Here is a 21,844-nt window from a genome sequence, read left to right as displayed (position 1 = left end):
CGCCGCGGCGGATGTGGTGAGAGCGAGCTCTCTAACGCCGGCTTCTGGAATACTGGATCGCCCGCTTTCGCGGGCGATGACAGCTGAGAATGAGGCGACATTGCCTGCCCCTGCCCCTACTCCTCCGGCGCGTTTTCGATCGGATCAAACCGGCTTGCATCCAGCCCGAGCAGATTCCACGACTGCTGCATGTGCGGCGGCAACGGCGCGGTGGCGTCGATCACGCCGCCGCGCGGATGCGGAATGACGATGCGGCGCGCGAGCAGATGCAGCCGATTTTGCAGGCCGCCCGGCAGCTGCCAGTTCTCGATGTTGAAATATTTGGGATCGCCGACGATGGGATGGCCGATATGCTCCATGTGGGCGCGCAGCTGGTGGGTGCGCCCTGTCACCGGCTTCAGCGAGACCCAGGTCAGCTTGTTGCCGGCGGTCTCGACCACTGCGTAATAGGTCACCGCGTGGCTCGCGCCCTCGTCGCCATGCTGGGCGATGCGCATGATGGTGTCGTCCTCGCTCTCTTCCTTGGCCAGGAAGGTCGAGATGCGGCCCTGCTTGGGCTTCGGCAGGCCCGGCACCAGCGCCCAGTAGGTTTTTCGCGCCGACCGCGAGCGGAACGCGCCGGTCAGATGCGAGGCAGCAAACCGCGTCTTGGCGACCAGCAGACAGCCTGACGTCTCCCGGTCGATACGATGCACCAGGCGCGGCTTCTGACCCTTGGAATCGCGCATCACCTCCAGCATCTGGTCGATGTGCCGCGTCATGCCCGAGCCGCCCTGCACGGCAAGGCCGGCCGGCTTGTTCAGGACGAGGACGTCGTCGTCCTCAAAGATCGTCATCTCCTTCAGCGCCTTGAGCGTCTTCTGGGCAGCTTCCGAGAGCTCGCCGACGGCCTTCGGCGTATCGAGCTTGAGCGGCGGAATGCGGACGCTCTGGCCCTCCTCCAGGCGGTCCTTGCTATCGACGCGCTTGCCGTCGACGCGCAGCTCGCCTTTGCGAACGACGCGCTGGATGTGGGAGAACGACAGGCCGGGAAAGCGCGCCTCGAGGAAACGATCGACGCGCATGTTGTTCTCGTCGGCGGTCACCTTGACGGTCTGCACCTTGGTCGGCAGCAGCGCCTCGACGGGCTTTTCGGGCGCGGCCCTTTCCAACTCAGCCTTCTCCAGCCTAGTCTTGGGCGCGCGCCGCTCGGCGCGCTCGCCGGCGAAGCGCGGCGGCTTGCTGCCGCCGGGCTTGCCACCCGGCCGCGGTTCCGCGGTCTTCGCGCTACGCGCCTTGAACGGGCGGGATTCCTTGCGCTCGTCGCGCGAGCGGGGCTTTGGATCGGTTCTTTTGATGCGGCGGCTCATGGTTGCCTGCGTACCCTAAAAGCCGGGTCCCGTCACGGCGAAACGGCCGCTTTTAGCGCGAGCCACCTCGCTCCTTCCGCAGCTTGGCCCAGTAATCCAGCCGCTTCCTGATCTCGCGCTCGAAGCCCCGCTCGGGCGGGTCGTAGAAGGTCTGGCGGCCCAGGGCTTCCGGGAAGTAGTCCTGGCCGGAGAAGGCGTCGGGGGCGTCGTGGTCGTATTCGTAAGCCGCGCCGTAGCCTTCGGACTTCATCAGCTTGGTCGGCGAATTGAGGATGTGCTTCGGCGGCAGCAGCGAGCCGGCCTGCTTGGCGACCTGCATCGCCGTGCCGAAGGCGGTGTAGACCGCGTTCGATTTCGGCGCGGTGGCGAGATAGACCACGGCCTGCGCGATGGCGAGCTCGCCCTCGGGATGGCCGAGGAAATCGAAGGCGTCTTTCGCCGCATTGGCAATGACGAGCGCCTGCGGATCGGCAAGGCCGATGTCCTCCACCGCCATGCGCACGACGCGGCGCGCGAGGAACAGCGGGTCCTCGCCGGCATCTAACATGCGCGCGAGATAATACAGCGCGGCATCGGGATCGGAGCCGCGCACCGATTTATGCAGCGCCGAGATCAGATTGTAATGGCCGTCGGCCGATTTGTCGTAGATCGGCGCGCGGCGTTGCAAAATCTCCTGCAACTGCGCAGCATTGAAAATCTCGTCCGCCCGCGCCGAGCGCCAGACTTCTTCGGCAAGCGTCAGCGACGCCCTTCCGTCGCCGTCAGCCATGCGCACCAGCACCGCGCGCGCCTCGGCATCGAGCGGCAGCTTGCGACCCTCGACCTCCTCGGCATGCGCGAACAGCTTTTCGATCGCGGCGGCATCGAGCGAGCGAAACACCAAGACGCGCGCGCGAGAGAGCAACGCCGCGTTGAGCTCGAAGGACGGATTCTCGGTGGTGGCGCCGACCATGACCACCGTGCCGTCTTCCATGACGGGCAGAAACGAATCCTGCTGGGCACGGTTGAAGCGATGCACCTCGTCGACGAACAGAAGCGTGCCCTTGCCCATCTCGCGGCGGGCGCGCGCGGCGTCGAACGCCTTCTTCAGATCGGCGACGCCGGAGAACACCGCGGAGATCTGCTCGAAATGCAGGTCCGTCGCATCCGCCAGCAGCCGCGCCACCGTGGTCTTGCCGGTGCCGGGCGGGCCCCAGAACACCAGCGATCCCAACGTGCGCGTCTCCAGCATGCGCGTCAGCGCGCCGTCGGGACCGAGGATGTGGTCCTGGCCAACGACCTCCGACAGCGCACGTGGACGCAGCCGGTCCGGCAGCGGATGCGGAGCCTCGTGGTCGAGCCCCGCCGCGGCAAAGAGAGTTGGCGTTTGTGGTCGCTTCGGACTCATCCGCCCAGCGTGACGTTGATCTGCTGGCCGCCGCGCACCAGCGTGATACGCCAGATCCGCGGGCGCTCACCTGCCGCCTTCTCGAGGTCGCCGGTCCTGCTGATCTTCTGGTTGTTGACCGCCAGAATGATATCGCCCTTCTGGAAGCCGACATTTGCGGCCGCACTGTCCCCGCCGAGATCGGTGATCACAACACCCTCGGTATCGGCGTCAAGATGCAGCTCGTCGGCCACCGCCGGCGTGATGGTCGAAACCTTCGCGCCCTGGAACGGCGATCGCGCGGTGACGACGAGCTCGTTACGTCCCGTATCGGGCGCGGTCTCCAGCGCCACCGTCAGCTTGAGCGGCTTGCCGCTGCGCTGCACGTCGATCTGCGCGCTGCCGCCGAGCGGACGGGTGGCGAAGCGATAGTCGAAGGCGTTGGGATCATCCACGGTCTGACCGTCGATCCCGGTGATGAGATCGGAGGACTTCAGGCCGGCCTTCGCGGCGGGGCCGTTCGACACCACGCTCGCGACCAGCGCGCCGGTCGGCGAACGCAGGCCGAGGCTCTCGGCGATCTCGGGCGTCACCGCCTGCAATTTTGCCCCGAGCCACGGCCGCTTCACCGCCTTGCCGCCGCTCTTGGCGGAGGCGACGACGACACGCACCATGTTGGATGGAATCGCAAAGCCGATGCCTTGCGAGCCGCCGGAGCGCGAATAGATCGCGGTGTTGATGCCCGCGAGCTTGCCGCTCATGTCGACCAGCGCGCCGCCGGAATTGCCGGGATTGATCGCCGCATCGGTCTGGATGAAAAACTGATAATCGGTGATGCCGACCTGCGTGCGCGCCAGCGCCGAGATGATGCCGTGAGTCACGGTCTGGCCGACGCCGAAGGGATTGCCGATCGCGAGCACGACGTCGCCGACCAGCAATTCGTCGGAATTGGTGAAATCGAGGGTCGGGAATTTCTCCTTGGTATCCTTCAGGCGCAGCACGGCAAGATCGGTGCGCGTATCCTTCAGCAGGATCTCCGCCTCGAACTCGCGCTTGTCCGACAGCGACACCTTCACCTGGTCGGCGCCCTCGATGACGTGGACGTTAGTGACGACGAGGCCGGACGCATCGACGATGACGCCGGAGCCGAGCGAGCGCTGCATCTGCTCGGGCTGCTGGCCCGGCACGCCGAAGAAGCGGCGGAAGATCGGATCGTCCAGCAGCGGATTGCGGTTCTGCACCACCTTGGCGGCATAGACGTTGACCACGGCCGGCTGCACCCGCTGCACGATCGGCGCATAGGAGAGCCGCAGCTCGGCCGGCGACGACGGGACCCGACGGTCCTGCGCCGCGGCCGGGTTGAAGTGGGCGGAAAAGCCTATGCACAGTGCCGTGACGACGGCGGTCCGGATCGATCGAAACATTCCTACCTCTTGGAAAAGACGCCGGAATATAGGCGTGTTCGCCCCCCAATAGAAGGGCGCTAGGCGGCAATATTCGGCCTCCGTCGGGCGTCTGCGGCCTGCAAGCCAAGCGTGCGGAACGGCGATTTGTCTTGTCTCGTGGATTGGCATGACACGCATCATCTTGCATTCTTGGCTCACGGTGGATTCGGTTGCGGCGAATTTACATCACTGGGAACCACGCAACCGATGCGCGTCGTCGCGGGGCAGTCATCAATCGTTCCTAGCCTCACCGCCTGCGACTTGGGGAAATTGGTCAAACCATGGAGTCATGACGTGAGCAGGACAAGGATTGCAGCCACGGCGATCAGCCTCGCCGGAGCATTGGTGGCTTCGCAGGCCCAGGCCCAATCAGCAAGCAGCAGCGAGCAGGAGATCGCGCTGCTCAAACAACAGTTGAAGATGCTGGAGCAGAAGCTCGACAAGCTCCAGAGCCAGACCGCCGCGAACACGGCGGCCACGGCAAAAGCCAAAGCCGAAGCAAAGGCCGAAGCCAAAGCCGAAGCGCGGTCGGAGGCGAAGGCGGTGGTGGCCAATGCGAACGCGGCGATCCCCGTCAAGGGACCGGCGCCTGCGTCCGGCGTCGTCGTGACCATGCCGAACAACCGGCCGACCATCTGCACCGCCGACCAGGCCAATTGCGTCGCCATCACCAGCCGCCTGCACTGGGATGTCGGCGGCTATGACTATCGTCCCAACACGGCGGCGACCGTGCCGCAGAAGCTCGACAGCGGCCAGAACGTCCGCCGCGCGCGCATCGGCGTCACCGGCAAATTCTTCAACGACTGGAACTTCGCGCTGATCTACGATTTTGGCGGCTCGTCCGACGGTTTTGGCGGCACGGCTCCTGGATCACTGCCGGGCGGCGGCGTCTCCGGCGTCGAAAACGCCTATCTCAGCTACACCGGCTTGAAGCCATTCGGCGGCAAGATGGCGATCGAAGCCGGCATCATGGACCTGCCCTACACGCTCGATGAGGCCACGAGCTCCAACGACATCATGTTCATGGAGCGCGCCTCGGCCGGCATCATCGCCACCAATATCGCTGCCGGCGACTTCCGCTCCGCGGCCGGTACGCGCTGGTACAACGACCAGCTCTGGATCGGCGGCTATGTCACGGGACCCTCGACCGGCGCAATCCACTCGGCTTCGAGTGCGGCGCCGGCAGGCACGAGCGAGCAATACGGTGCTGTGGCGCGCATTGCCGGCAACCCCATCAGCGGCAAGGACTATTCGGTCCATATCGGCGCCGACGCCCAGTGGCTGATTCAGCCGCCGCGCAATCTCATCGCCAACACGCAAACCGTCACGCTCAGCGATCGTCCGGAATTGCGTCTCGATCCGACCACGCTGATCTCGACCGGCGCGATCGCCAATGCCTCGGGCGCGCAGGTCTACAGCGTCGAAGCGGCGGCGACCTACGGTCCGCTCATCGTTCAGGGCGAATACTTCTGGTACAATGTCGACCGGACCGCCAACACCGGCGTGCCACTGGTCGGCGCACCCAGCCTGAAATTCCAGGGTGGCTACGCGCAGGCCGGCTACGTGCTGACGGGCGAAGGCCGCAGCTACAACGCGGCGAACGCGGCCTATAGCGGCGTCAAGCCGGCGCATCCGTTCTCGCTCGAAGGCGGCGGCTGGGGTGCGTGGGAAATCGCGGGGCGCTTCTCGACGGTCGACCTCAACAATCAATTGGGCGCAGCGACCGGCATCGCCGGCGGCCGACAGACCGTCTACACGCTGGCACTCAACTGGTACGTCAACGGCAACGTCCGCTTCATGCTCGACTATCTGCACGGCACGGTGTCGAGGCAAGCCTCGCCGATCGCGACCGCAGATGTCGGCTCGAAGTTCGATGCGGTTGCGATGCGCACGCAGTTCGCGTTCTGAGGGGTATCTCTCCCGGGAGCGGCACGCCGCTCCCGGATCTCTAAGCTGCGCGCTTCGGCTTCTTCACGATCGCCGGCGGCGGCGCACCGGACAGCCGCTGCTGATGGCTCTCGCCCCAGGCCTTGAGGATATCGATCACCGGCCTGAGGCTCTCGCCGAGTTCGGAGAGGCAGTATTCGACGCGCGGCGGCACCTCGGCATAGACCTTGCGGATGACGAGCTTGTCCTCCTCCAGCGCGCGTAGCTGCTTCGTCAGCATGCGCTGGGTGATGCCGGGCATTCGGCGGCGCAATTCGCCAAAGCGCTGGGTGCCGCTCTGCAGGTGGTAGAGGATCACGCCCTTCCATTTGCCGTCGATCAGATCCAGCGTAGCTTCGACCGAGCAGCCCGGGCGACGGGCAAAATCGCGCCGTTTCATGCGTGTTTTTCCCAATAGTATCCAAACAGGGACTATATCCCCGAATTTACAGTACTTGCCAAATTGGAGCTAGCGCGACAGTTAGCAGGCTAGGCGCGCCCATGCCAAGCTGCGCCCCATCTGATGGAGACAAGCCATGAAGGCCGTCGGCTACAAGAAATCGCTTCCGATCGAGGATCAGGATGCGCTGATCGATTTCGAGACCGCAAAGCCCGAGCCCGGAGGGCGCGACATCCGCGTCGCCGTGAAGACGATCTCGGCCAATCCGGTCGATTACAAGGTGCGCAAGCGCGCAGCGCCGCCCGAGGGCGAGACCAAGATCTTGGGCTACGACGCGGCCGGCGTGGTCGATGCCGTCGGGCCCGAGGTCACGCTGTTCCAGCCGGGTGACGAGGTGTTTTACGCCGGCTCGATCCTGCGCCAAGGCACCAACGCCGAATTCCACCTGGTCGACGAGCGCATCGTCGGCAACAAGCCGAAGAGCGTGTCGTTCGCGCAGGCCGCCGCCCTTCCCCTCACCTCCATCACCGCCTGGGAATTGCTGTTCGATCGGCTCGGCGCGGTGCCCGGCAAGAGCGTCGATCCGCGTACGCTGCTGATCACGGGCGGCGCCGGCGGCGTCGGCTCGATCCTGATCCAGCTCGCCCGCCGCCTCACCGGCCTCACGGTGCTCGCCACCGCGACGCGGCCGGACTCGCAAAAATGGTGCCTCGATCTCGGCGCACACGCCGTGATCGATCACGGCAAGCCGATGAAGGAGCAGATCGAGAAGCTCAAGCTGCCGCCGGTCGCGCTGGTGGCGAGCCTCACCTTCACCGATCAGCATTACAAGGCGATCGCCGAGTTCATGGCGCCGCAGGGCCGGTTCGGCCTGATCGACGATCCCCCGGAATTCACAATGAGCACGTTCAAGGGCAAGGCGATCTCGGTGCACTGGGAATCGATGTTCACGCGCTCCTCGTTCCAGACATCAGACATGATCGCGCAGCATCATTTGCTGAACGACGTCGCCGACCTCATCGACAAGGGCGTGCTACGCACCACGCTCGACCAGACTTTTGGCACGATCAACGCCGCCAACCTCAAGCGCGCGCATGCGCTGCTCGAGAGCGGCAAGTCGCGCGGCAAGATCGTGCTGGAGGGATGGTAGGCGCCGCAACGTCGGTGCGGAGGTGGGTTAGCGTAGCGTAACCCACCTCCGGTTCTGCGAAAACACACGGCGGTGGGTTACGCCAGCGGACTGCGCTTCGCGCAGCCGCAGGCTAACCCACCCTACGGCTCCTACGCTTCCGCCGCGCCCTCGACGAACAGAAGCCGCCGTTCCAGCGCGGTCTGCCGCAACTTGAGCGCCTCGGCATATTCCGGCGAGGCGTACCATTCCTTCAGCCGCGCCATCGACGCGAATTCGACGATGACGACGGCCTTCGCTGGAAGGTTGCCTTCGGCAAGCTCGGCCTTGCCGCCGCGGACGAGATAACGCCCGCCATACTGCGCGATCGTCTCTGCGGCGAGCACACGATAGGCTTCGAACCCCTCGGGATCGCGCATCTCGACTTCGGAAATCACATAGGCAGTCATGCGCGGCTCAGGCGATGGTGTTGACGATGCCGCCCTCGGCCCGCAGCGCCGCACCGTTGGTCGCGGACGCCTCCTTCGACGCAACATAGACCACCATGTTAGCGATCTCGTCGACACTGGCGAAGCGTTGCAGCAGCGAGCTCGGGCGATGCTGCTTGACGAAATTGGCCGCAGCCTCGTCGACGGACTGGCCGTTCTGCTTCGCGAGATCCTTCACAAAGGTCTCGACGCCCTCCGACATGGTCGGGCCCGGCAGCACGGAATTGACGGTGACGCCGGTGCCGCGGGTGAGCTGCGCGAGACCGCGCGCGACCGAGAGCTGGGCCGTCTTGGTCATACCGTAGTGGATCATCTCGACGGGAATGTTGAGCCCGGACTCTGATGAGATGAAGACGATGCGGCCCCAGTTGCGCTTGAGCATGCCCTTCAGATAAGTGCGCGACAGCCGCACGCCGCTCATGACGTTGACCTCGAAGAAGCGGCTCCAGTCATCGTCCGGAATCTCGAAGAAGTCCTTGGGCTCGAAGATGCCGGCATTGTTGATGAGGATGTCGACTTCTGGCAGCGCCGCAACGAGCGCCTTGCAGCCCGCTGCGGTCGAGACGTCGGCGGCGATACCGCGCACCTTCGCGCCCGTCCCTTCCAGCTTGCGCACGGCGGCATCGACCTTGTCCTGGCCGCGCCCATTGATCACGACACTGGCGCCAGAGGCCGCCAAGCCTCTGGCGATGGCGTGGCCGATGCCGGCGGTCGAGCCGGTTACGAGGGCGGTCTTTCCGGAAAGGTCGATGTTCATGTCTCATCTCCATCGATGTCGGTGGAGATATCGGGCGCTCGATATGAGACCGCAATTGGCGCTCACTCAGGCGTGAGAAAGACATGGGCTCGTCATCACGGCGAAAGCCGGGACGATACCGCAAGCACCGATAAGGTACCGCGCCGGCCAAAAAAAAGCGGCGCCCGAAGGCGCCGCTCTCTGAATTCAATACCGATCGGCTTACGCCGCCTCGGCTTCCTTCTCCTGCACCGGACCGGAATCCTGGCCCTTGGCATCGACGTCGCGATCGACGAACTCGATCACGGCCATCGCGGCATTGTCGCCGTAGCGGAAGCCGGCCTTGATGATGCGGGTGTAGCCACCCTGACGGTCCTTGTAGCGAGGCGCCAGCACGTCGAACAGCTTCTTAACCTGGTCCTTGTCGCGCATCTCGGAGATGGCCTGGCGGCGCATGGCCAGCCCGCCCTTCTTGCCGAGGGTGACGAGCTTCTCGACGATCGGACGCAATTCCTTCGCCTTCGGCAGCGTGGTGACGATCTGCTCGTGCTTGATCAGCGCGGCGCACATGTTGGCGAACATCGCGCGGCGATGCTCGGCAGTGCGATTGAGCTTCCGATGAACCTTGCCGTGACGCATGTGACTATTCCTTACGTAAAAACTGCCGCGACGGTTCGTCGGACATGTTGCTCAGGTGGGCTGCCTGCGTTCGCCCAGATAGCGAGTAGTGAATGGCGAGTAGTGAGTTGTATTCGCTATTCGCCACTCCCTATTCGCCAAACTCAGTAGTGATCCTCGAAGCGCTTGGCGAGCTCGTCGATGTTCTCCGGCGGCCAGCCTGGCACTTCCATGCCGAGATGCAGACCCATCTGGGCCAGCACTTCCTTGATCTCGTTCAGCGACTTGCGGCCGAAGTTCGGAGTGCGGAGCATTTCCGCTTCGCTCTTCTGCACGAGGTCGCCGATGTAGACGATGTTGTCGTTCTTCAAGCAGTTGGCCGAACGCACCGACAGCTCGAGCTCGTCCACCTTCTTGAGGAAAGCCGGGTTGAAGGCGAGGTCCGGGATGATCTCCTGGGCGACTTCCTTGCGCGGCTCTTCGAAGTTGACGAACACGTTGAGCTGATCCTGCAGGATGCGCGCGGCGTAAGCCACGGAGTCATCCGGCGAGATCGCGCCGTTGGTCTCGATCGTCATGGTCAGCTTGTCGTAGTCGAGGATCTGGCCCTCGCGGGTGTTCTCGACCTTGTAGGAGACCTTGCGGACCGGCGAGTACAGGCTGTCGACCGGGATCAGGCCGATCGGCGCGTCCTCGGGGCGGTTGCGCTCGGCGGGCACGTAGCCCTTACCGGTGGCGACCGTGAACTCCATGCGGATCTCCGCGCCCTCGTCGAGGGTGCAGATCTGCAGATCGGGGTTCAGCACCACGACGTCGCCGACGGTCTGGATGTCGCCGGCGGTGACGACGCCCGGACCCTGCTTCTTCACGACCATGCGCTTGGGGCCTTCGCCCTGCATCTTGATCGAGATGTCCTTGATGTTGAGCACGATGTCGGTGACGTCCTCACGAACGCCAGCGATCGAGGAGAACTCGTGCAGCACGCCGTCGATGTGCACCGACTGCACCGCCGCGCCCTGGAGCGAGGAGAGCAGGATGCGGCGCAGCGCGTTGCCGAGCGTCTGGCCGAAGCCGCGCTCGAGCGGCTCGGCGACGATGGTCGCGAAACGGTTCGAATCGCTGCCGGGCGTGACCTGGAGCTTGTTCGGTCGAATCAGTTCTTGCCAATTTTTCTGGATCGTCACTGTTTCACCCATACAGGCCAGTCAATTTGAGAGTTCAAATACTGGCGTTGGAGAAAGGCCGCAGATCATTCCCGCGGCTTCTTAGAAAAGTCATTGCGGGCGCCAATGCGCCCGCAACTTGGGATCAAACGCGCCGACGCTTGCGGGGACGGCAACCGTTGTGCGGGATCGTGGTCACGTCACGGATCGAGGTGACGGTGAAGCCTGCGGCCTGAAGCGCGCGGAGCGCCGACTCGCGGCCCGAACCGGGACCTGCGACTTCGACTTCCAGCGTGCGCATGCCGTGCTCCTGCGCCTTCTTGGACACGTCCTCGGCGGCAACCTGCGCGGCGTACGGGGTCGATTTGCGCGAGCCCTTGAAGCCCATCGTGCCGGCGGAAGACCAGGCAATCGTGTTGCCTTGCGCGTCGGTGATGGTGATGGTCGTGTTGTTGAACGACGAGTTCACGTGCGCGACGCCGGAGGCGATGTTCTTGCGCTCACGACGACGAACGCGGGTGGCTTCCTTGCCCATAGAGTACCTTTCCTGAAGATCTCAAACGCCGCCGTAATGCCAGCGGCTACACCTGTGGAAGCGAATGGTGAGTAGCGAATGGCGAATAGGGAAAATCCCTACTCGCCATTCGCCATTCCCGATTCGCCAGTTTACTTCTTCTTGCCGGCGATGGCCTTGGCCGGACCCTTGCGCGTGCGCGCATTGGTGTGGGTGCGCTGGCCGCGCACCGGCAGGCCGCGACGATGACGCAGGCCGCGATAGCAGCCGAGGTCCATCAGACGCTTGATGTTGATGCCGACCTCACGACGCAGGTCGCCCTCGACGAGATAGTCGCGATCGATCACTTCGCGGATCTGGAGCACTTCGGCGTCGCTCAGCTGATTGACGCGACGATCCACGGGGATCTTCACCTTCTCCAGGATCTCACCGGCGATCTTCTGACCGATGCCATGGATGTACTGGAGCGCGATCAGCACGCGCTTGTTGGTCGGGATGTTCACGCCGGCAATACGGGCCACGGCCTTCTCTCCTGTTGCCGATCCCTCGTCAGGAACCGGTCTTTAAGTGCTTGGTTTCTCGGGCAGGTGTTCACAAACGCGAACACGACGCCCACCCCTGGTCTTCCTGGGGCCCGGCATCGTTTGAAACTATCCGACTTGGATGCGGGGCTTATTAGGGGATTCCAGGGGCTTTCGTCAACCGCTGCTAGCGCTTAGCTCGCTTTTTCGTGACCTTTTTTGCGGCCTTCTTGGCACCCTTTTTGAGAGCCTTCTTGGCGGTCTTTTGAGCTGCCTTTTTCGCCGCTTTCTTGACGGTCTTCCTGGCCGCTTTCTTGCCGGCTTTCTTGGCCGTCTTCTTGGGGCCCCTCACGGCCGTCTTGGCGGCCTTTTTGGCCGATTTTGCGGTTTTTTTGGTCGTTTTGGTCGGCTTTTTGGCTGTCTTCCCGGCTTTCTTACTCGCCTTGGCCTTCTTGGCCGGGCCCGCCTTGGTTGCGCTTTTGGCGTGGGTCTTGGGCTCGACTGCCCCCAACGCCAGGAGCTGGCGATGAATGGCGCGGGTGACCTCGTCGATCGCCATCATACCGTCGATGGTCGAGAGCTTCCGCCGCTCGGAATAGTAGTGAATCAGCGGTTCCGTCTGGTTGCGGTAGCTGGCTAACCGCTTGGTCAGGACCTCCGGCGTGTCGTCGAGTCGGACCTCCTCCCCGCGCTCACGCATCTGGGCGACGCGGGTCTCGACACGATTCAGCAGCGCGCTCTCGTTGACGCGAAGCTCGATCACGGCGTCGAGCTTGAGGTGCTTGTGCTTGAGCAGCTCGTCCAGCGCCTCGGCCTGCGGCACGGTGCGCGGGAAACCGTCGAGGATGAAACCGTTCTTGGCGTCCGGCTGGTCGATCCGATCGGAGATGATTCCGACCACGACCTCGTCGGGTACGAGACCACCGCTGGCCATGATCTCCTTGGCCTTCAGCCCGACTGGCGTACCGGCCGCAACCGCGGCTCGCAGCATCTCGCCGGTCGAGAGCTGGACGATGCCATAGCGTTGCACCAGCAACTGCGCCTGGGTCCCCTTGCCCGACCCCGGCGGTCCCAGAAGTATAATTCTCATCGGCGTACGCCCCCCGGATTGGTGAGCGATACGTCGCGCACCTGTGCTTTGATATCAAGAGCGGTGCAAACCACAACCAGCGCCCCACCGCCATTGATCATCATACTATAAGGCAGCCCGATCCCGTAAAGCTCGAAGACCTCCGGAATCAACTGCAACACAGTCAGGTAGACGGCTCCGACGACTGTCGTCAATGACACGACGCGGTCGAGATAGTCGGCGGTCGCCTCGCCCGGCGCGACACCGGGAATCGTGCCGTCGCGCGCGGCCAGCGATTTGGCCGCGTGCTCGGGATCGACGACGTAGGCAGTGTAGATGAAGGCGAGCACGAAGATCGCAACCGATCCAAGGACCAAGTGAGCCGGCATGCCAAACCCAAGTTGCCAGTAGGCGGCGGCGACCCACGGCGTATCGGCACCAAAGATGTAGGCCAAACCAGCCACCGGCAGAAACAGAATCCAGGGCGCCACGGTGGCCGGCACCAGAAAGCCTGCGCTGTTGATCTTGATCGGGAGAATCGCTGCTCGCGCGGGCAGCAGGCGATCTCCGAGTCTGCGCTCGGCGAACTCGACACGGACATTGCGTCGCGCACCTTCAACGAAGACGATCAATGCGACGACCACGATCCAGACGAGCGCGTGGAACAGCACGACACTGCCGGATACCTGGCCGTCCTGCAGAATGCGTGCGATGCCGGCGATGTCGACCGGGACATGAACGAGAATATTGACGCTGAGCAGCAGCGCCAGACCATTGCCGATGCCGTGGCGGGTGATCTGTTCGCTGAGCCAGACCAGGACGAACACGCCACCCACGATCGAGGCCGTGGCCGCGAGCACGGGCCATTCCTCGGGATCTGGGACCAGCGCCGGAATTGTCCGGATGGTCGAGGCGTAGCCGTAGGCCTGGAAGGTCGTGAAGACCAGGGTCACGATCAGCGTGTAGCCGGAGATCTTGCGCCGGCCGCGCTCGCCCGACCTCTCGAGGGAGCTCAAGCGCCGCGATACCAGCGAGACAAGCCGGACGACGATCGCGGCCGTCAGATAGGGAAGGATACCGAGCGCGAAGATCGAAAAGCGAACCACATGTTCGCCTGAGAACGACGGGCTCGGCACACCCATCCCGACGACCGGGATCTGGGTGCCGAGCCTGAAGAGGAGCAGCGCGCCAATCGTGAAAGCGATCCGGCGCGCGAGCTCCCTGTTCATCTACGGCGGCCGCGCAGCTTCGACTTGCGGATCAGGCCTTCGTACTGATGGGCCAACAGATAACCCTGCACCTGTGCCACCGTGTCCATGGTGACGCTGACCACGATCAGCAGCGAGGTGCCGCCGAAGTAGAACGGCACCGAGGCGTAGGAGATCAGGATCTCCGGGATCAAGCAGACGATCGCCAGATAGACCGCGCCGAGCACGGTAATGCGCGAGAGCACGTAGTCGATATATTCCGCGGTGCGCTCGCCGGGACGGATGCCCGGAATGAAGCCGCCGTGCTTCTTCAGATTGTCCGCGGTCTCGGTCGGGTTGAACACGATCGCGGTGTAGAAGAAGGCGAAGAACACGATCAGCGCCAGATACATGATCAGGAACAGCGGACGGCCATGGCCGAGCTGGGTCGTGATCCACTGGAACCATTCCGGCCCGCTGCCCGCGTTGAAGTTCGCCACCGTGGTCGGCAGCAGCAGCAGCGAGGACGCGAAGATCGGCGGGATCACGCCGGAGGTGTTGAGCTTGAGCGGCAGATGCGAGGACTGGCCCTCGAACATCTTGTTGCCGACCTGGCGCTTCGGATACTGGATCAGGAGGCGGCGCTGCGCGCGCTCCATGAACACGATGAAGGCGATCACGGCGACGGCCATGATGATGACGACCAGGATCAGGCCGGTCGACATCGCGCCCTGACGGCCGAGCTCGAGCATGTTGGCGAGCGCGGCGGGCAGCTCGGCGACGATGCCGGCGAGAATGATCAGCGAGATGCCGTTGCCGATGCCGCGCGAGGTGATCTGCTCGCCCAGCCACATCAGGAACATGGTGCCGCCGGTCAGCGTGATCGCGGTGGACAGGCGGAAGAACAGGCCGGGGTCGCTGACGACGTTGCCGGCGCCCTCGAGGCCCACCGCGATACCGTAGGACTGGAACGCGGCCAGGATCACGGTGAGATAGCGGGTGTACTGGTTCAGCAGCTTGCGGCCCGACTCGCCTTCCTTCTTCAGCGCCTCGAGTTGCGGCGAGACGGTGGTGAGGAGCTGGATGATGATCGAGGCCGAGATATACGGCATGATGTTCAAGGCGAAGATCGCCATGCGGTGGATGCCGCCGCCGGCGAACATGTTGAACATGCCGAGGATGCCGCCCGCCTGGGAGCGGAACACCTGCTCCCAGATATTGGGATCGATGCCGGGGAGCGGGATGTAGGTCCCGAGCCGATAAACGAGCAGCGCACCCAGGGTGAACCAGATGCGCTTCTTCAGTTCGTCAGCCTTGGCAAACGCACCGAAATTGAGATTGGCTGCCAGTTGTTCCGCTGCAGAGGCCATCTTGGACTTTCTCCCGCCGCCTATTGCGCCGTCATGCCCGCGGCCGGGCTACATTATACCGGACACCGGACATTATCTGGGGCTCGGCTTCGATAAGTCCACGTCCCGCACGCGTAAAGGCCCGCGAGCCGCGGGCCAATGACGCAGTTGTTACGCCGCCTCGCCTTCTTCCTTGGCAGGGGCGAGGATCTTCACCGAGCCGCCGGCCTTCTCGACCGCGGCGATCGCGGTCTTGGTGGCGCCGTGGACTTCGATGTTGAGCTTGGACTTGAGCTCGCCGCGGCCGAGCAGCCGCAGGCCACCCTTGGGCCGGCGCAGCACGCCGCCCTTCACCAGGGCCTCGACGTTCACGACGCTGCCGGCGTCGATCTTCTTGGCATCGACCGCTTCCTGGAGCCGGTCGAGATTGATCTCGGCGAACTCGACGCGGAAGATGTTGTTGAAGCCGCGCTTGGGCAGACGGCGATGCATCGGCATCTGGCCGCCTTCGAAACCCTTGATGCGCACGCCCGAACGCGCGGTCTGGCCCTTGCCGCCGCGGCCGGACTGCTTGCCCTTGCCCGAACCGATGCCACGGCCGACGCGCATGCGCTTCTTGCGCGAGCCGGCGTTGTCGGCGATATCGCTGAGCTTCATCGCCCTTCTCCTTATTTACTTCTCGTCGACGATGCGGACGAGATGGTGAACCTTCTCGATCATGCCACGGACTGCCGGGGTGTCCTGCAGTTCGCTGGTGCGACCGATCTTGTTGAGCTTGAGCCCGATCAGCGTCGAGCGCTGCGAGTGATGGCGGCGGATCGCGCTGCCGGTCTGCTCGAGCTTGATCGTCTTGCTGGCCTTGGCCATGGGAGTCTACTCCAGAGCTTCCGTTAGTCGGCAGCCGCCTCGGCATCACCACCGATACGGCGGGACTGCAGAGTGGACACCTTGATGTTGCGGCGGGCTGCGACCGAACGCGGCGAATCCTGATGCTTCAGCGCGTCGAAAGTCGCGCGAACCATGTTGTAGGGGTTCGACGAGCCGATCGACTTGGCGACCACGTCCTGGACGCCGAGCGTCTCGAACACGGCGCGCATCGGGCCGCCGGCGATGATGCCGGTACCGGCGGGAGCTGCACGCAGGTAGACACGGCCCGCGCCATGACGGCCGGCGATGTCGTGATGGAGCGTGCGGCCCTCGCGCAGCGAGACGCGGGTCAGGTTGCGCTTGGCGGACTCGGTGGCCTTGCGGATCGCTTCCGGCACTTCGCGCGCCTTGCCGTGACCGAAGCCGGCGCGGCCCTTCTGGTCGCCGATCACGACCAGCGCCGCGAAACCGAAGCGCTTGCCGCCCTTGACGACCTTGGCCACGCGGTTGATGTGGACGAGCTTGTCGACGAACTCGCTGTCGCGCTCCTCGCGCTCCCTGCGTTCACGTCCGCCGCCGCCGCGTTGATCGCGTCCACCACGTTGTTCGCGTTCTGCCATTTTTCCAATCCTTCAGAGGCTTGCGCCTCAATCCTCAAATTCTGTTAGAAGCTCAGCCCGCTCTCACGCGCTGCGTCGGCGAGAGCCTTGACGCGCCCGTGGTAGAGGTAGCTGCCGCGATCGAACACGACTTCCTTGACGCCCTTCTCGGCGGCGCGCTCGGCCAGCAGCTTGCCGACCGCCTTCGCCGCATCGATGTCGGCGCCGGTCTTGCCGCCGTCGCGCATCGACTTCTCGAGCGAAGAGGCAGAGGCCAGCGTCTCGCCCTTCAGGTCGTCGATGACCTGGGCGTAGATGTGCTTGGACGAGCGGAACACCGACAGACGCGGACGACCACCACCGGAGCGGCGCAGCTTCAGCCGCACACTCCGCTTGCGCCGGGCATTGGTAACCTTGGCTTTGGACATGACCGGCTCCGTTACTTCTTCTTGCCTTCCTTGCGGAAGATGAATTCGCCAACATACTTCACGCCCTTGCCCTTGTAGGGCTCCGGCGGGCGATAACCGCGGATCTCGGCCGCAACCTGGCCGACGCGCTGGATGTCGCTGCCCGTCACCGTGATCTCGGTCGGCTTCGGCACGGTGATCGTGATCCCCTCGGGGATCGTGTAGATCACGTCGTGGCTGTAGCCGAGCGCGAGCTGCAGGTTCTTGCCCTGCATCGCGGCGCGGTAACCGACGCCGGTGATCTCGAGCTTCTTCTCGAAGCCCTTGGTGACGCCTTCGACCAGATTCGCGACCTGGGCGCGAGCGGTACCGTAGAGCGCGCGGGCGCGATTGGTCTCGAGCCGCGGCTTGACCATGATCTGGCCGCTCTCGAGCTTCACCTCGACGTCGTCATGAACGACGAACTGAAGCTGGCCCTTCGGCCCCTTCATCTTGACGGTCTGCCCATCGACGGTCGCGGTCACACCCGACGGAACCGGCACAGGCCTTTTGCCAACACGTGACATGGATCAAAAATCCTTCTCAGAACACCGTGAAGAGGACTTCACCGCCCACATTCGCGTCGCGCGCGCTGTGGTCGGCCATGATCCCCTTCGGCGTCGACAACACCGAAATGCCGAGCCCGTTGTTGACCCGCGGCAGGTTCTTCACCGAGGCGTAGACGCGACGCCCGGGCTTGGAAACACGTTCGATCTCGCGGATGACGGGCTCGCCGTCGAAATACTTCAGCTCGATCTCGATCTCGCTGCGGCCCGAGGAGTGCTCGAGCGTGGCGTAACCGCGGATGTAGCCCTCGGACTTGAGGACCTCGAGCACGTTCTCGCGCATCTTCGAGCCAGGCGTGGAGACCTTGGTCTTGGAGCGCATCTGCGCATTGCGGATACGGGTGATCAGATCGCTGATTGGATCGTGCGTAGACATCTAAACGACCCTCCTTACCAGCTGGACTTCACGAGGCCCGGGACCATGCCCTTGGAGCCAAGTTCGCGCAGCGCGATACGGGACAGCTTGTTCTTGCGGTAGTTCGAGCGCGGGCGACCCGACAGCTCGCAACGCAGGCGGATGCGGGTTGCCGACGAGTTGCGCGGCATTTCCGCCAGCTTCAACGTCGCAGCGAAACGCTCCTCCATCGGCAGCTTCTTGTCGGCGATGATCGCCTTCAACCGCTCGCGCTTGGCGGCGGCGTTCTTCACCATCCGCTTGCGCCGGTTGTTCTTCTCGACTGAACTCTTCTTTGCCATGCTTGGCTCCTGGGTATCCGCGTTTGAGAGGCTTTAGGTCAGCGTCTCACTGCCGGAACGGGAAATTGAAAGCGGTCAACAAGGCCCTCGCCTCTTCGTCGGTCTTGGCCGTGGTGCAGACGGTGATGTCCATGCCGCGGGCTTCCGTGACCTTGTCGAAGTCGATCTCGGGGAAAATGATGTGCTCCTTGATGCCGAGCGAGTAGTTGCCGCGGCCGTCGAAGCTCTTCGGGTTCAGGCCGCGGAAGTCGCGGACGCGCGGCAGCGCGACCGTCACCAGGCGATCGATGAACTCGTACATGTGGGCCTTGCGCAGCGTGACCTTGCAGCCGATCGGCTGGTTTTCACGCAGCTTGAAGGTCGCGATCGCGATACGCGAATAGGTCACGATGGCCTTCTGGCCGGCGATCTGGGTCAGCTCGGCAGCGGCGGTCTCGGCCTTCTTGCGATCGTTGACGGAATCGCCAACGCCCATGTTCAGCACGACCTTGTCCAGACGCGGAACCTGCATGACGTTCTCATAACCGAACTTCTCGGTCATGGCCGTGCGGATCTTCGCATCGTATTCCGCGCGCAGGCGCGGCGTGTAAGCGGCCTCAGCCATCGATCTCAGCTCCCGAGCTCTTGGCGATGCGGACCTTCTTGCCGTCCGCCAGAATCTTGAATCCGACGCGGGTCGGCTTTCCGTCCTTGCCGACATACGCGATGTTGGACAGTTGGATCGGCGACTCCTTCGAGATGATGCCGCCCTCCTGGGCCTGCGTCTGCTTCTGGTGACGCTTGACCATGTTGATGCCGCGCACCAGCGCCGTGCCGGCGTCGGGACGCACTTCGAACACTTCGCCGGTGCGGCCCTTGTCGCGGCCGGTCAGCACGACGACCTTGTCGCCCTTGCGGATCTTGGCAGCCATCACAGCACCTCCGGCGCGAGCGAGATGATCTTCATGTGGTTCTTCGCGCGCAGCTCGCGCGGCACGGGCCCGAAGATACGGGTGCCGACCGGCTCGGACTGGTTGTTGATCAGAACGGCGGCGTTACGGTCGAAGCGGATGACCGAACCGTCGGCGCGGCGGATGTCCTTGCGGACGCGCACCACGACGGCCTTCATCACGTCGCCCTTCTTCACCTTGCCACGCGGAATTGCTTCCTTGATCGAAACGACGATGATGTCGCCGATCGTGGCGTAGCGGCGCTTGGAGCCCCCGAGCACCTTGATACACATGACACGGCGTGCGCCAGAATTGTCGGCCACGTCGAGGTTGGTCTGCATCTGAATCATTGATGCACCTCGTCCTCTTCTCTTTGCGCCAGCCCAGCCGGCGCTCAACATTTCCCTGAAGTCAGTCGGCTAAAGCCAACAGATCAGGCGCTTTTCTTGTGTTCGCCCCGGATCACGACCCAGCGCTTCAACTTCGAAATCGGCTTCGATTCCTCGATCCACACCATGTCGCCCGGCTTGAATTCGTTGCTCTCGTCGTGCGCGTGGTAGTTCTTCGAACGGCGGATCGTCTTCTTGTAGATCGGGTGCGTGAAGCGGCGATCAACGCGCACCACGATGGTCTTGGCTTGCTTGTCGCTGACGACCACGCCCTGCAAAGTACGTTTCGGCATCTTCGTAAGCCTCTTACTTCTTCTTCGCGCGCGTCTGCGCGGCGACGGTCTTGATCCGGGCGATGTCACGGCGGGCCTCGCGCAGGCGCGAGGTGTTCTCGAGCTGCCCGGTGGCGCGTTGGAAGCGCAGGTTGAAGCGCTCCTTCTTCAGGTTCAGGACGGCGTCGTCCTGCTGGTCGGGGCTCATCGCGCGGATGTCTTCGATCTTCATCTGGGCCATGGCCATTACTCCGCAATGCGCTCGACGAAGCGCGTCTTGATCGGCAGCTTGGCGGCCGCCAGGGTCAGCGCCTCACGCGCCGTCTGGGTGTTGACGCCGTCGATCTCGAACAGCACCCGGCCCGGCTTGACGCGCGCGACCCACAATTCCGGCGAACCCTTGCCGGAGCCCATGCGGACTTCGGCCGGCTTCTTCGACACCGGAACGTCGGGGAACACGCGGATCCAGACGCGGCCGGCGCGCTTCATGTGGCGGGTCAGCGCGCGGCGAGCGGCTTCGATCTGGCGCGCGGTGACGCGCTCAGGCTCCGTCGCCTTCAGGCCGAACTGGCCGAACGCCAACGTCGCGCCCGAAGACGCAACGCCGTGGATGCGGCCCTTATGCGCCTTCCGGAACTTCGTTTTCTTAGGTTGCATCATGGCTTTAAGCCCTCAAATTCCTGTGCGGCTTTAGGCTGCAGCCGTATCGCGGCGCTGACGGCCACCACGATCACCACTGCCACCCGTCTCGCCTTCGGCCATTCTCTTGTCCTGGGCCATCGGATCGTGCTCGAGGATCTCGCCCTTGAAGATCCAGACCTTGACGCCGCAGGTGCCGAAGGTCGTGAACGCGGTCGCAACGCCGTAGTCGATGTCGGCGCGCAGCGTGTGCAGCGGCACGCGACCTTCGCGGTACCACTCCATGCGCGCGATTTCCGCACCGCCCAGACGTCCCGAGCAGTTGATGCGGATGCCTTCCGCGCCGAGACGCATCGCCGACTGGACGGCGCGCTTCATGGCACGGCGGAACGCCACGCGGCGCTCGAGCTGCTGCGCGATCGACTCGGCCACCAGCGTCGCATCGAGCTCCGGCTTGCGGATTTCGACGATGTTGATGACGACGTCGGACGAGGTGATGTCCGCGACCTTCTTGCGCAGCTTGTCGATGTCGGCGCCCTTCTTGCCGATCACCACGCCCGGACGAGCCGAGTGGATGGTGACGCGGCACTTCTTGTGAGGACGCTCGATCACGATGCGGGCGACGGCCGCCTGCTTGAGCTCCTTGTGCAGGATCTCACGGATCTTGACGTCTTCGTGCAGCAGCTTGCCGTATTCCTGCTTGCCGGCGAACCAGCGGGAATCCCAGGTGCGGTTGATGCCGAGACGCAGACCGATCGGATTGATCTTTTGACCCATCGTGTTCTCCTGCGCCCTTAAGCGGCTGCTTCGGCTTCGACCTGACGAACGATGATCGTCAGCTGCGAAAATGGTTTGTAGACACGGCCCGAGCGGCCACGGCCGCGAGCGGCGAAGCGCTTCATCACGAGGCCGTTGCCGACGAAGGCCTGAGCCACGACGAGATCGTCGACGTCGAGATCGTGGTTGTTCTCGGCATTGGCGATAGCCGATTCCAGGCACTTCTTCACGTCGACCGCGATCCGCTTGCGCGAAAACTGCAGATCGGCGAGCGCAGCAGCTGCCTTCCGGCCGCGAATGAGCTGGGCGACCAGGTTGAGCTTCTGCGGGCTCACCCGCAGCATCCGGGCGACCGCCTTGGCCTCGTTCTCGGCGAGGCTCCGTTCGCGCTTAGGTTTGCTCAT

The 21,844-nt window shown here is 63.9% G+C and carries 30 protein-coding genes; 2 read left to right on the top strand and 28 right to left on the bottom strand.

The annotated features are described in order from the left end of the window. Nucleotides 1-116: 116 nt before the first annotated feature. The 3 genes from RAD10_RS15860 to RAD10_RS15850 are packed head-to-tail and all read right to left on the bottom strand — an operon-like array spanning nucleotide 117 to nucleotide 4,139. A complete protein-coding gene (locus RAD10_RS15860) occupies nucleotides 117-1,349 on the bottom strand; it encodes an RluA family pseudouridine synthase (protein WP_461618225.1) in 1,233 nt (410 codons plus the stop codon). Between the two features lie 52 nt (nucleotides 1,350-1,401). Next, nucleotides 1,402-2,736: a replication-associated recombination protein A gene (locus RAD10_RS15855; protein WP_461618224.1), complete on the bottom strand. Its 1,335-nt coding sequence runs from the start codon at nucleotides 2,734-2,736 to the stop codon at nucleotides 1,402-1,404. Continuing rightward, nucleotides 2,733-4,139, bottom strand: coding sequence for a DegQ family serine endoprotease (locus RAD10_RS15850; protein ID WP_461618223.1), 1,407 nt, complete (start codon nucleotides 4,137-4,139; stop codon nucleotides 2,733-2,735). Before RAD10_RS15850 ends, RAD10_RS15855 begins: the two co-directional genes overlap by 4 nt. A gap of 315 nt (nucleotides 4,140-4,454) precedes the next feature. Here RAD10_RS15850 and RAD10_RS15845 point away from each other — a divergent pair, with 315 nt between their 5' ends. Beyond that, the gene (locus tag RAD10_RS15845; RefSeq protein ID WP_461618222.1) at nucleotides 4,455-6,068 is read left to right on the top strand and encodes an OprO/OprP family phosphate-selective porin; all 1,614 of its coding nucleotides are present in this window, start codon (nucleotides 4,455-4,457) and stop codon (nucleotides 6,066-6,068) included. Nucleotides 6,069-6,108: 40 nt separating this feature from the next. Here the strand turns inward: RAD10_RS15845 and RAD10_RS15840 are convergent, their stop codons facing one another. Beyond that, the gene (locus tag RAD10_RS15840; protein ID WP_461618221.1) at nucleotides 6,109-6,486 is read right to left on the bottom strand and encodes a winged helix-turn-helix transcriptional regulator; all 378 of its coding nucleotides are present in this window, start codon (nucleotides 6,484-6,486) and stop codon (nucleotides 6,109-6,111) included. Between the two features lie 136 nt (nucleotides 6,487-6,622). On the opposite strand from RAD10_RS15840, the gene RAD10_RS15835 reads away from it, so the two are divergent. Next, complete coding sequence (locus tag RAD10_RS15835; RefSeq protein ID WP_461618220.1) at nucleotides 6,623-7,636, top strand: zinc-binding alcohol dehydrogenase family protein; 1,014 nt, start codon at nucleotides 6,623-6,625, stop codon at nucleotides 7,634-7,636. Between the two features lie 131 nt (nucleotides 7,637-7,767). Here the strand turns inward: RAD10_RS15835 and RAD10_RS15830 are convergent, their stop codons facing one another. The 24 genes from RAD10_RS15830 to rplV form a co-directional block, all read right to left on the bottom strand. Continuing rightward, nucleotides 7,768-8,064 (bottom strand): DUF1330 domain-containing protein, encoded by a 297-nt coding sequence (locus RAD10_RS15830; RefSeq protein WP_461618219.1) that lies wholly within the window; start codon nucleotides 8,062-8,064, stop codon nucleotides 7,768-7,770. Between the two features lie 7 nt (nucleotides 8,065-8,071). After that, a complete protein-coding gene (locus RAD10_RS15825) occupies nucleotides 8,072-8,860 on the bottom strand; it encodes an SDR family NAD(P)-dependent oxidoreductase (RefSeq protein WP_461618218.1) in 789 nt (262 codons plus the stop codon). A 201-nt stretch (nucleotides 8,861-9,061) separates the two neighbouring features. Then, on the bottom strand, nucleotides 9,062-9,478 hold the full coding sequence (rplQ, locus tag RAD10_RS15820) for a 50S ribosomal protein L17 (RefSeq protein ID WP_018322277.1): 417 nt from the start codon (nucleotides 9,476-9,478) through the stop codon (nucleotides 9,062-9,064). A 143-nt stretch (nucleotides 9,479-9,621) separates the two neighbouring features. Further along, on the bottom strand, nucleotides 9,622-10,653 hold the full coding sequence (locus RAD10_RS15815; RefSeq protein ID WP_008136316.1) for a DNA-directed RNA polymerase subunit alpha: 1,032 nt from the start codon (nucleotides 10,651-10,653) through the stop codon (nucleotides 9,622-9,624). 112 nt (nucleotides 10,654-10,765) lie between these two features. Beyond that, on the bottom strand, nucleotides 10,766-11,155 hold the full coding sequence (gene rpsK, locus RAD10_RS15810) for a 30S ribosomal protein S11 (protein ID WP_007603045.1): 390 nt from the start codon (nucleotides 11,153-11,155) through the stop codon (nucleotides 10,766-10,768). Between the two features lie 131 nt (nucleotides 11,156-11,286). Then, nucleotides 11,287-11,655, bottom strand: coding sequence for a 30S ribosomal protein S13 (gene rpsM / locus RAD10_RS15805; RefSeq protein ID WP_008549231.1), 369 nt, complete (start codon nucleotides 11,653-11,655; stop codon nucleotides 11,287-11,289). Nucleotides 11,656-11,842: 187 nt separating this feature from the next. Beyond that, nucleotides 11,843-12,745: an adenylate kinase gene (locus RAD10_RS15800; RefSeq protein WP_461618217.1), complete on the bottom strand. Its 903-nt coding sequence runs from the start codon at nucleotides 12,743-12,745 to the stop codon at nucleotides 11,843-11,845. Then, nucleotides 12,742-13,953 (bottom strand): preprotein translocase subunit SecY, encoded by a 1,212-nt coding sequence (locus RAD10_RS15795; RefSeq protein WP_461618216.1) that lies wholly within the window; start codon nucleotides 13,951-13,953, stop codon nucleotides 12,742-12,744. The genes RAD10_RS15800 and RAD10_RS15795 overlap by 4 nt, the downstream gene beginning before the upstream one ends. Further along, nucleotides 13,950-15,281 carry a preprotein translocase subunit SecY gene (gene secY, locus RAD10_RS15790; RefSeq protein ID WP_028141002.1) on the bottom strand — a complete coding sequence of 444 codons (1,332 nt, stop codon included), beginning with the start codon at nucleotides 15,279-15,281 and terminating at the stop codon, nucleotides 13,950-13,952. Before secY ends, RAD10_RS15795 begins: the two co-directional genes overlap by 4 nt. 150 nt (nucleotides 15,282-15,431) lie before the next feature. Next, nucleotides 15,432-15,917: a 50S ribosomal protein L15 gene (gene rplO, locus RAD10_RS15785; protein WP_028141003.1), complete on the bottom strand. Its 486-nt coding sequence runs from the start codon at nucleotides 15,915-15,917 to the stop codon at nucleotides 15,432-15,434. Nucleotides 15,918-15,932: 15 nt separating this feature from the next. After that, nucleotides 15,933-16,127 (bottom strand): 50S ribosomal protein L30, encoded by a 195-nt coding sequence (gene rpmD, locus RAD10_RS15780; RefSeq protein WP_018322272.1) that lies wholly within the window; start codon nucleotides 16,125-16,127, stop codon nucleotides 15,933-15,935. Nucleotides 16,128-16,150: 23 nt separating this feature from the next. Beyond that, on the bottom strand, nucleotides 16,151-16,747 hold the full coding sequence (gene rpsE, locus RAD10_RS15775; RefSeq protein WP_018322271.1) for a 30S ribosomal protein S5: 597 nt from the start codon (nucleotides 16,745-16,747) through the stop codon (nucleotides 16,151-16,153). A gap of 44 nt (nucleotides 16,748-16,791) precedes the next feature. After that, complete coding sequence (gene rplR, locus RAD10_RS15770) at nucleotides 16,792-17,154, bottom strand: 50S ribosomal protein L18 (RefSeq protein WP_007603036.1); 363 nt, start codon at nucleotides 17,152-17,154, stop codon at nucleotides 16,792-16,794. Between the two features lie 11 nt (nucleotides 17,155-17,165). After that, complete coding sequence (rplF, locus tag RAD10_RS15765) at nucleotides 17,166-17,699, bottom strand: 50S ribosomal protein L6 (protein WP_461618215.1); 534 nt, start codon at nucleotides 17,697-17,699, stop codon at nucleotides 17,166-17,168. Nucleotides 17,700-17,715: 16 nt separating this feature from the next. Beyond that, a complete protein-coding gene (rpsH, locus tag RAD10_RS15760) occupies nucleotides 17,716-18,114 on the bottom strand; it encodes a 30S ribosomal protein S8 (protein WP_018322269.1) in 399 nt (132 codons plus the stop codon). 14 nt (nucleotides 18,115-18,128) lie between these two features. Continuing rightward, complete coding sequence (gene rpsN / locus RAD10_RS15755; RefSeq protein WP_018322268.1) at nucleotides 18,129-18,434, bottom strand: 30S ribosomal protein S14; 306 nt, start codon at nucleotides 18,432-18,434, stop codon at nucleotides 18,129-18,131. Between the two features lie 46 nt (nucleotides 18,435-18,480). Continuing rightward, nucleotides 18,481-19,038, bottom strand: coding sequence for a 50S ribosomal protein L5 (gene rplE, locus RAD10_RS15750; protein WP_018322267.1), 558 nt, complete (start codon nucleotides 19,036-19,038; stop codon nucleotides 18,481-18,483). After that, on the bottom strand, nucleotides 19,031-19,345 hold the full coding sequence (gene rplX / locus RAD10_RS15745) for a 50S ribosomal protein L24 (RefSeq protein WP_007603031.1): 315 nt from the start codon (nucleotides 19,343-19,345) through the stop codon (nucleotides 19,031-19,033). Before rplX ends, rplE begins: the two co-directional genes overlap by 8 nt. Then, the gene (gene rplN / locus RAD10_RS15740; RefSeq protein WP_007603030.1) at nucleotides 19,345-19,713 is read right to left on the bottom strand and encodes a 50S ribosomal protein L14; all 369 of its coding nucleotides are present in this window, start codon (nucleotides 19,711-19,713) and stop codon (nucleotides 19,345-19,347) included. Before rplN ends, rplX begins: the two co-directional genes overlap by 1 nt. Nucleotides 19,714-19,796: 83 nt before the next feature. Beyond that, nucleotides 19,797-20,045: a 30S ribosomal protein S17 gene (rpsQ, locus tag RAD10_RS15735; protein WP_007603028.1), complete on the bottom strand. Its 249-nt coding sequence runs from the start codon at nucleotides 20,043-20,045 to the stop codon at nucleotides 19,797-19,799. Between the two features lie 13 nt (nucleotides 20,046-20,058). Next, nucleotides 20,059-20,265: a 50S ribosomal protein L29 gene (rpmC, locus tag RAD10_RS15730; protein WP_026202715.1), complete on the bottom strand. Its 207-nt coding sequence runs from the start codon at nucleotides 20,263-20,265 to the stop codon at nucleotides 20,059-20,061. 5 nt (nucleotides 20,266-20,270) lie between these two features. Further along, nucleotides 20,271-20,684 (bottom strand): 50S ribosomal protein L16, encoded by a 414-nt coding sequence (rplP, locus tag RAD10_RS15725; RefSeq protein ID WP_008136349.1) that lies wholly within the window; start codon nucleotides 20,682-20,684, stop codon nucleotides 20,271-20,273. A gap of 30 nt (nucleotides 20,685-20,714) precedes the next feature. Continuing rightward, on the bottom strand, nucleotides 20,715-21,440 hold the full coding sequence (gene rpsC / locus RAD10_RS15720; protein WP_014494500.1) for a 30S ribosomal protein S3: 726 nt from the start codon (nucleotides 21,438-21,440) through the stop codon (nucleotides 20,715-20,717). A 17-nt stretch (nucleotides 21,441-21,457) separates the two neighbouring features. Beyond that, nucleotides 21,458-21,844: a 50S ribosomal protein L22 gene (gene rplV, locus RAD10_RS15715; RefSeq protein ID WP_008136353.1), complete on the bottom strand. Its 387-nt coding sequence runs from the start codon at nucleotides 21,842-21,844 to the stop codon at nucleotides 21,458-21,460.

The sequence above is a fragment of the Bradyrhizobium sp. 23AC genome (assembly GCF_054863025.1).
The sequence above is the reverse complement of the archived record's forward strand: the minus strand, read 5'-3'. Positions and strand labels throughout refer to the sequence as shown.

What these genes read in the sequence shown, in the direction of transcription:
- rplF (WP_461618215.1), bottom strand. Translation starts at nt 17,699, where the DNA reads ATGTCACGTGTTGGCAAAAGGCCTGTGCCGGTTCCGTCGGGTGTGACC.
- rplP (WP_008136349.1), bottom strand. Translation starts at nt 20,684, where the DNA reads ATGATGCAACCTAAGAAAACGAAGTTCCGGAAGGCGCATAAGGGCCGC.
- RAD10_RS15830 (WP_461618219.1), bottom strand. Translation starts at nt 8,064, where the DNA reads ATGACTGCCTATGTGATTTCCGAAGTCGAGATGCGCGATCCCGAGGGG.
- RAD10_RS15840 (WP_461618221.1), bottom strand. Translation starts at nt 6,486, where the DNA reads ATGAAACGGCGCGATTTTGCCCGTCGCCCGGGCTGCTCGGTCGAAGCT.
- RAD10_RS15850 (WP_461618223.1), bottom strand. Translation starts at nt 4,139, where the DNA reads ATGTTTCGATCGATCCGGACCGCCGTCGTCACGGCACTGTGCATAGGC.
- rpsE (WP_018322271.1), bottom strand. Translation starts at nt 16,747, where the DNA reads ATGGCAGAACGCGAACAACGTGGTGGACGCGATCAACGCGGCGGCGGC.
- rpmD (WP_018322272.1), bottom strand. Translation starts at nt 16,127, where the DNA reads ATGGCCAAGGCCAGCAAGACGATCAAGCTCGAGCAGACCGGCAGCGCG.
- RAD10_RS15800 (WP_461618217.1), bottom strand. Translation starts at nt 12,745, where the DNA reads ATGAGAATTATACTTCTGGGACCGCCGGGGTCGGGCAAGGGGACCCAG.
- rpsQ (WP_007603028.1), bottom strand. Translation starts at nt 20,045, where the DNA reads ATGCCGAAACGTACTTTGCAGGGCGTGGTCGTCAGCGACAAGCAAGCC.
- rpsN (WP_018322268.1), bottom strand. Translation starts at nt 18,434, where the DNA reads ATGGCAAAGAAGAGTTCAGTCGAGAAGAACAACCGGCGCAAGCGGATG.
- rplN (WP_007603030.1), bottom strand. Translation starts at nt 19,713, where the DNA reads ATGATTCAGATGCAGACCAACCTCGACGTGGCCGACAATTCTGGCGCA.
- rplE (WP_018322267.1), bottom strand. Translation starts at nt 19,038, where the DNA reads ATGGCTGAGGCCGCTTACACGCCGCGCCTGCGCGCGGAATACGATGCG.
- rpsK (WP_007603045.1), bottom strand. Translation starts at nt 11,155, where the DNA reads ATGGGCAAGGAAGCCACCCGCGTTCGTCGTCGTGAGCGCAAGAACATC.
- rplX (WP_007603031.1), bottom strand. Translation starts at nt 19,345, where the DNA reads ATGGCTGCCAAGATCCGCAAGGGCGACAAGGTCGTCGTGCTGACCGGC.
- rpsC (WP_014494500.1), bottom strand. Translation starts at nt 21,440, where the DNA reads ATGGGTCAAAAGATCAATCCGATCGGTCTGCGTCTCGGCATCAACCGC.
- rplQ (WP_018322277.1), bottom strand. Translation starts at nt 9,478, where the DNA reads ATGCGTCACGGCAAGGTTCATCGGAAGCTCAATCGCACTGCCGAGCAT.
- rplO (WP_028141003.1), bottom strand. Translation starts at nt 15,917, where the DNA reads ATGAAGCTCAGCGATATCGCCGACAACGCCGGCTCGCGCAAGAAGCGC.
- rpmC (WP_026202715.1), bottom strand. Translation starts at nt 20,265, where the DNA reads ATGGCCCAGATGAAGATCGAAGACATCCGCGCGATGAGCCCCGACCAG.
- RAD10_RS15855 (WP_461618224.1), bottom strand. Translation starts at nt 2,736, where the DNA reads ATGAGTCCGAAGCGACCACAAACGCCAACTCTCTTTGCCGCGGCGGGG.
- RAD10_RS15795 (WP_461618216.1), bottom strand. Translation starts at nt 13,953, where the DNA reads ATGAACAGGGAGCTCGCGCGCCGGATCGCTTTCACGATTGGCGCGCTG.
- RAD10_RS15815 (WP_008136316.1), bottom strand. Translation starts at nt 10,653, where the DNA reads ATGGGTGAAACAGTGACGATCCAGAAAAATTGGCAAGAACTGATTCGA.
- rpsH (WP_018322269.1), bottom strand. Translation starts at nt 18,114, where the DNA reads ATGTCTACGCACGATCCAATCAGCGATCTGATCACCCGTATCCGCAAT.
- secY (WP_028141002.1), bottom strand. Translation starts at nt 15,281, where the DNA reads ATGGCCTCTGCAGCGGAACAACTGGCAGCCAATCTCAATTTCGGTGCG.
- RAD10_RS15860 (WP_461618225.1), bottom strand. Translation starts at nt 1,349, where the DNA reads ATGAGCCGCCGCATCAAAAGAACCGATCCAAAGCCCCGCTCGCGCGAC.
- rplV (WP_008136353.1), bottom strand. Translation starts at nt 21,844, where the DNA reads ATGAGCAAACCTAAGCGCGAACGGAGCCTCGCCGAGAACGAGGCCAAG.
- RAD10_RS15825 (WP_461618218.1), bottom strand. Translation starts at nt 8,860, where the DNA reads ATGAACATCGACCTTTCCGGAAAGACCGCCCTCGTAACCGGCTCGACC.
- rplR (WP_007603036.1), bottom strand. Translation starts at nt 17,154, where the DNA reads ATGTCCAAAGCCAAGGTTACCAATGCCCGGCGCAAGCGGAGTGTGCGG.
- RAD10_RS15835 (WP_461618220.1), top strand. Translation starts at nt 6,623, where the DNA reads ATGAAGGCCGTCGGCTACAAGAAATCGCTTCCGATCGAGGATCAGGAT.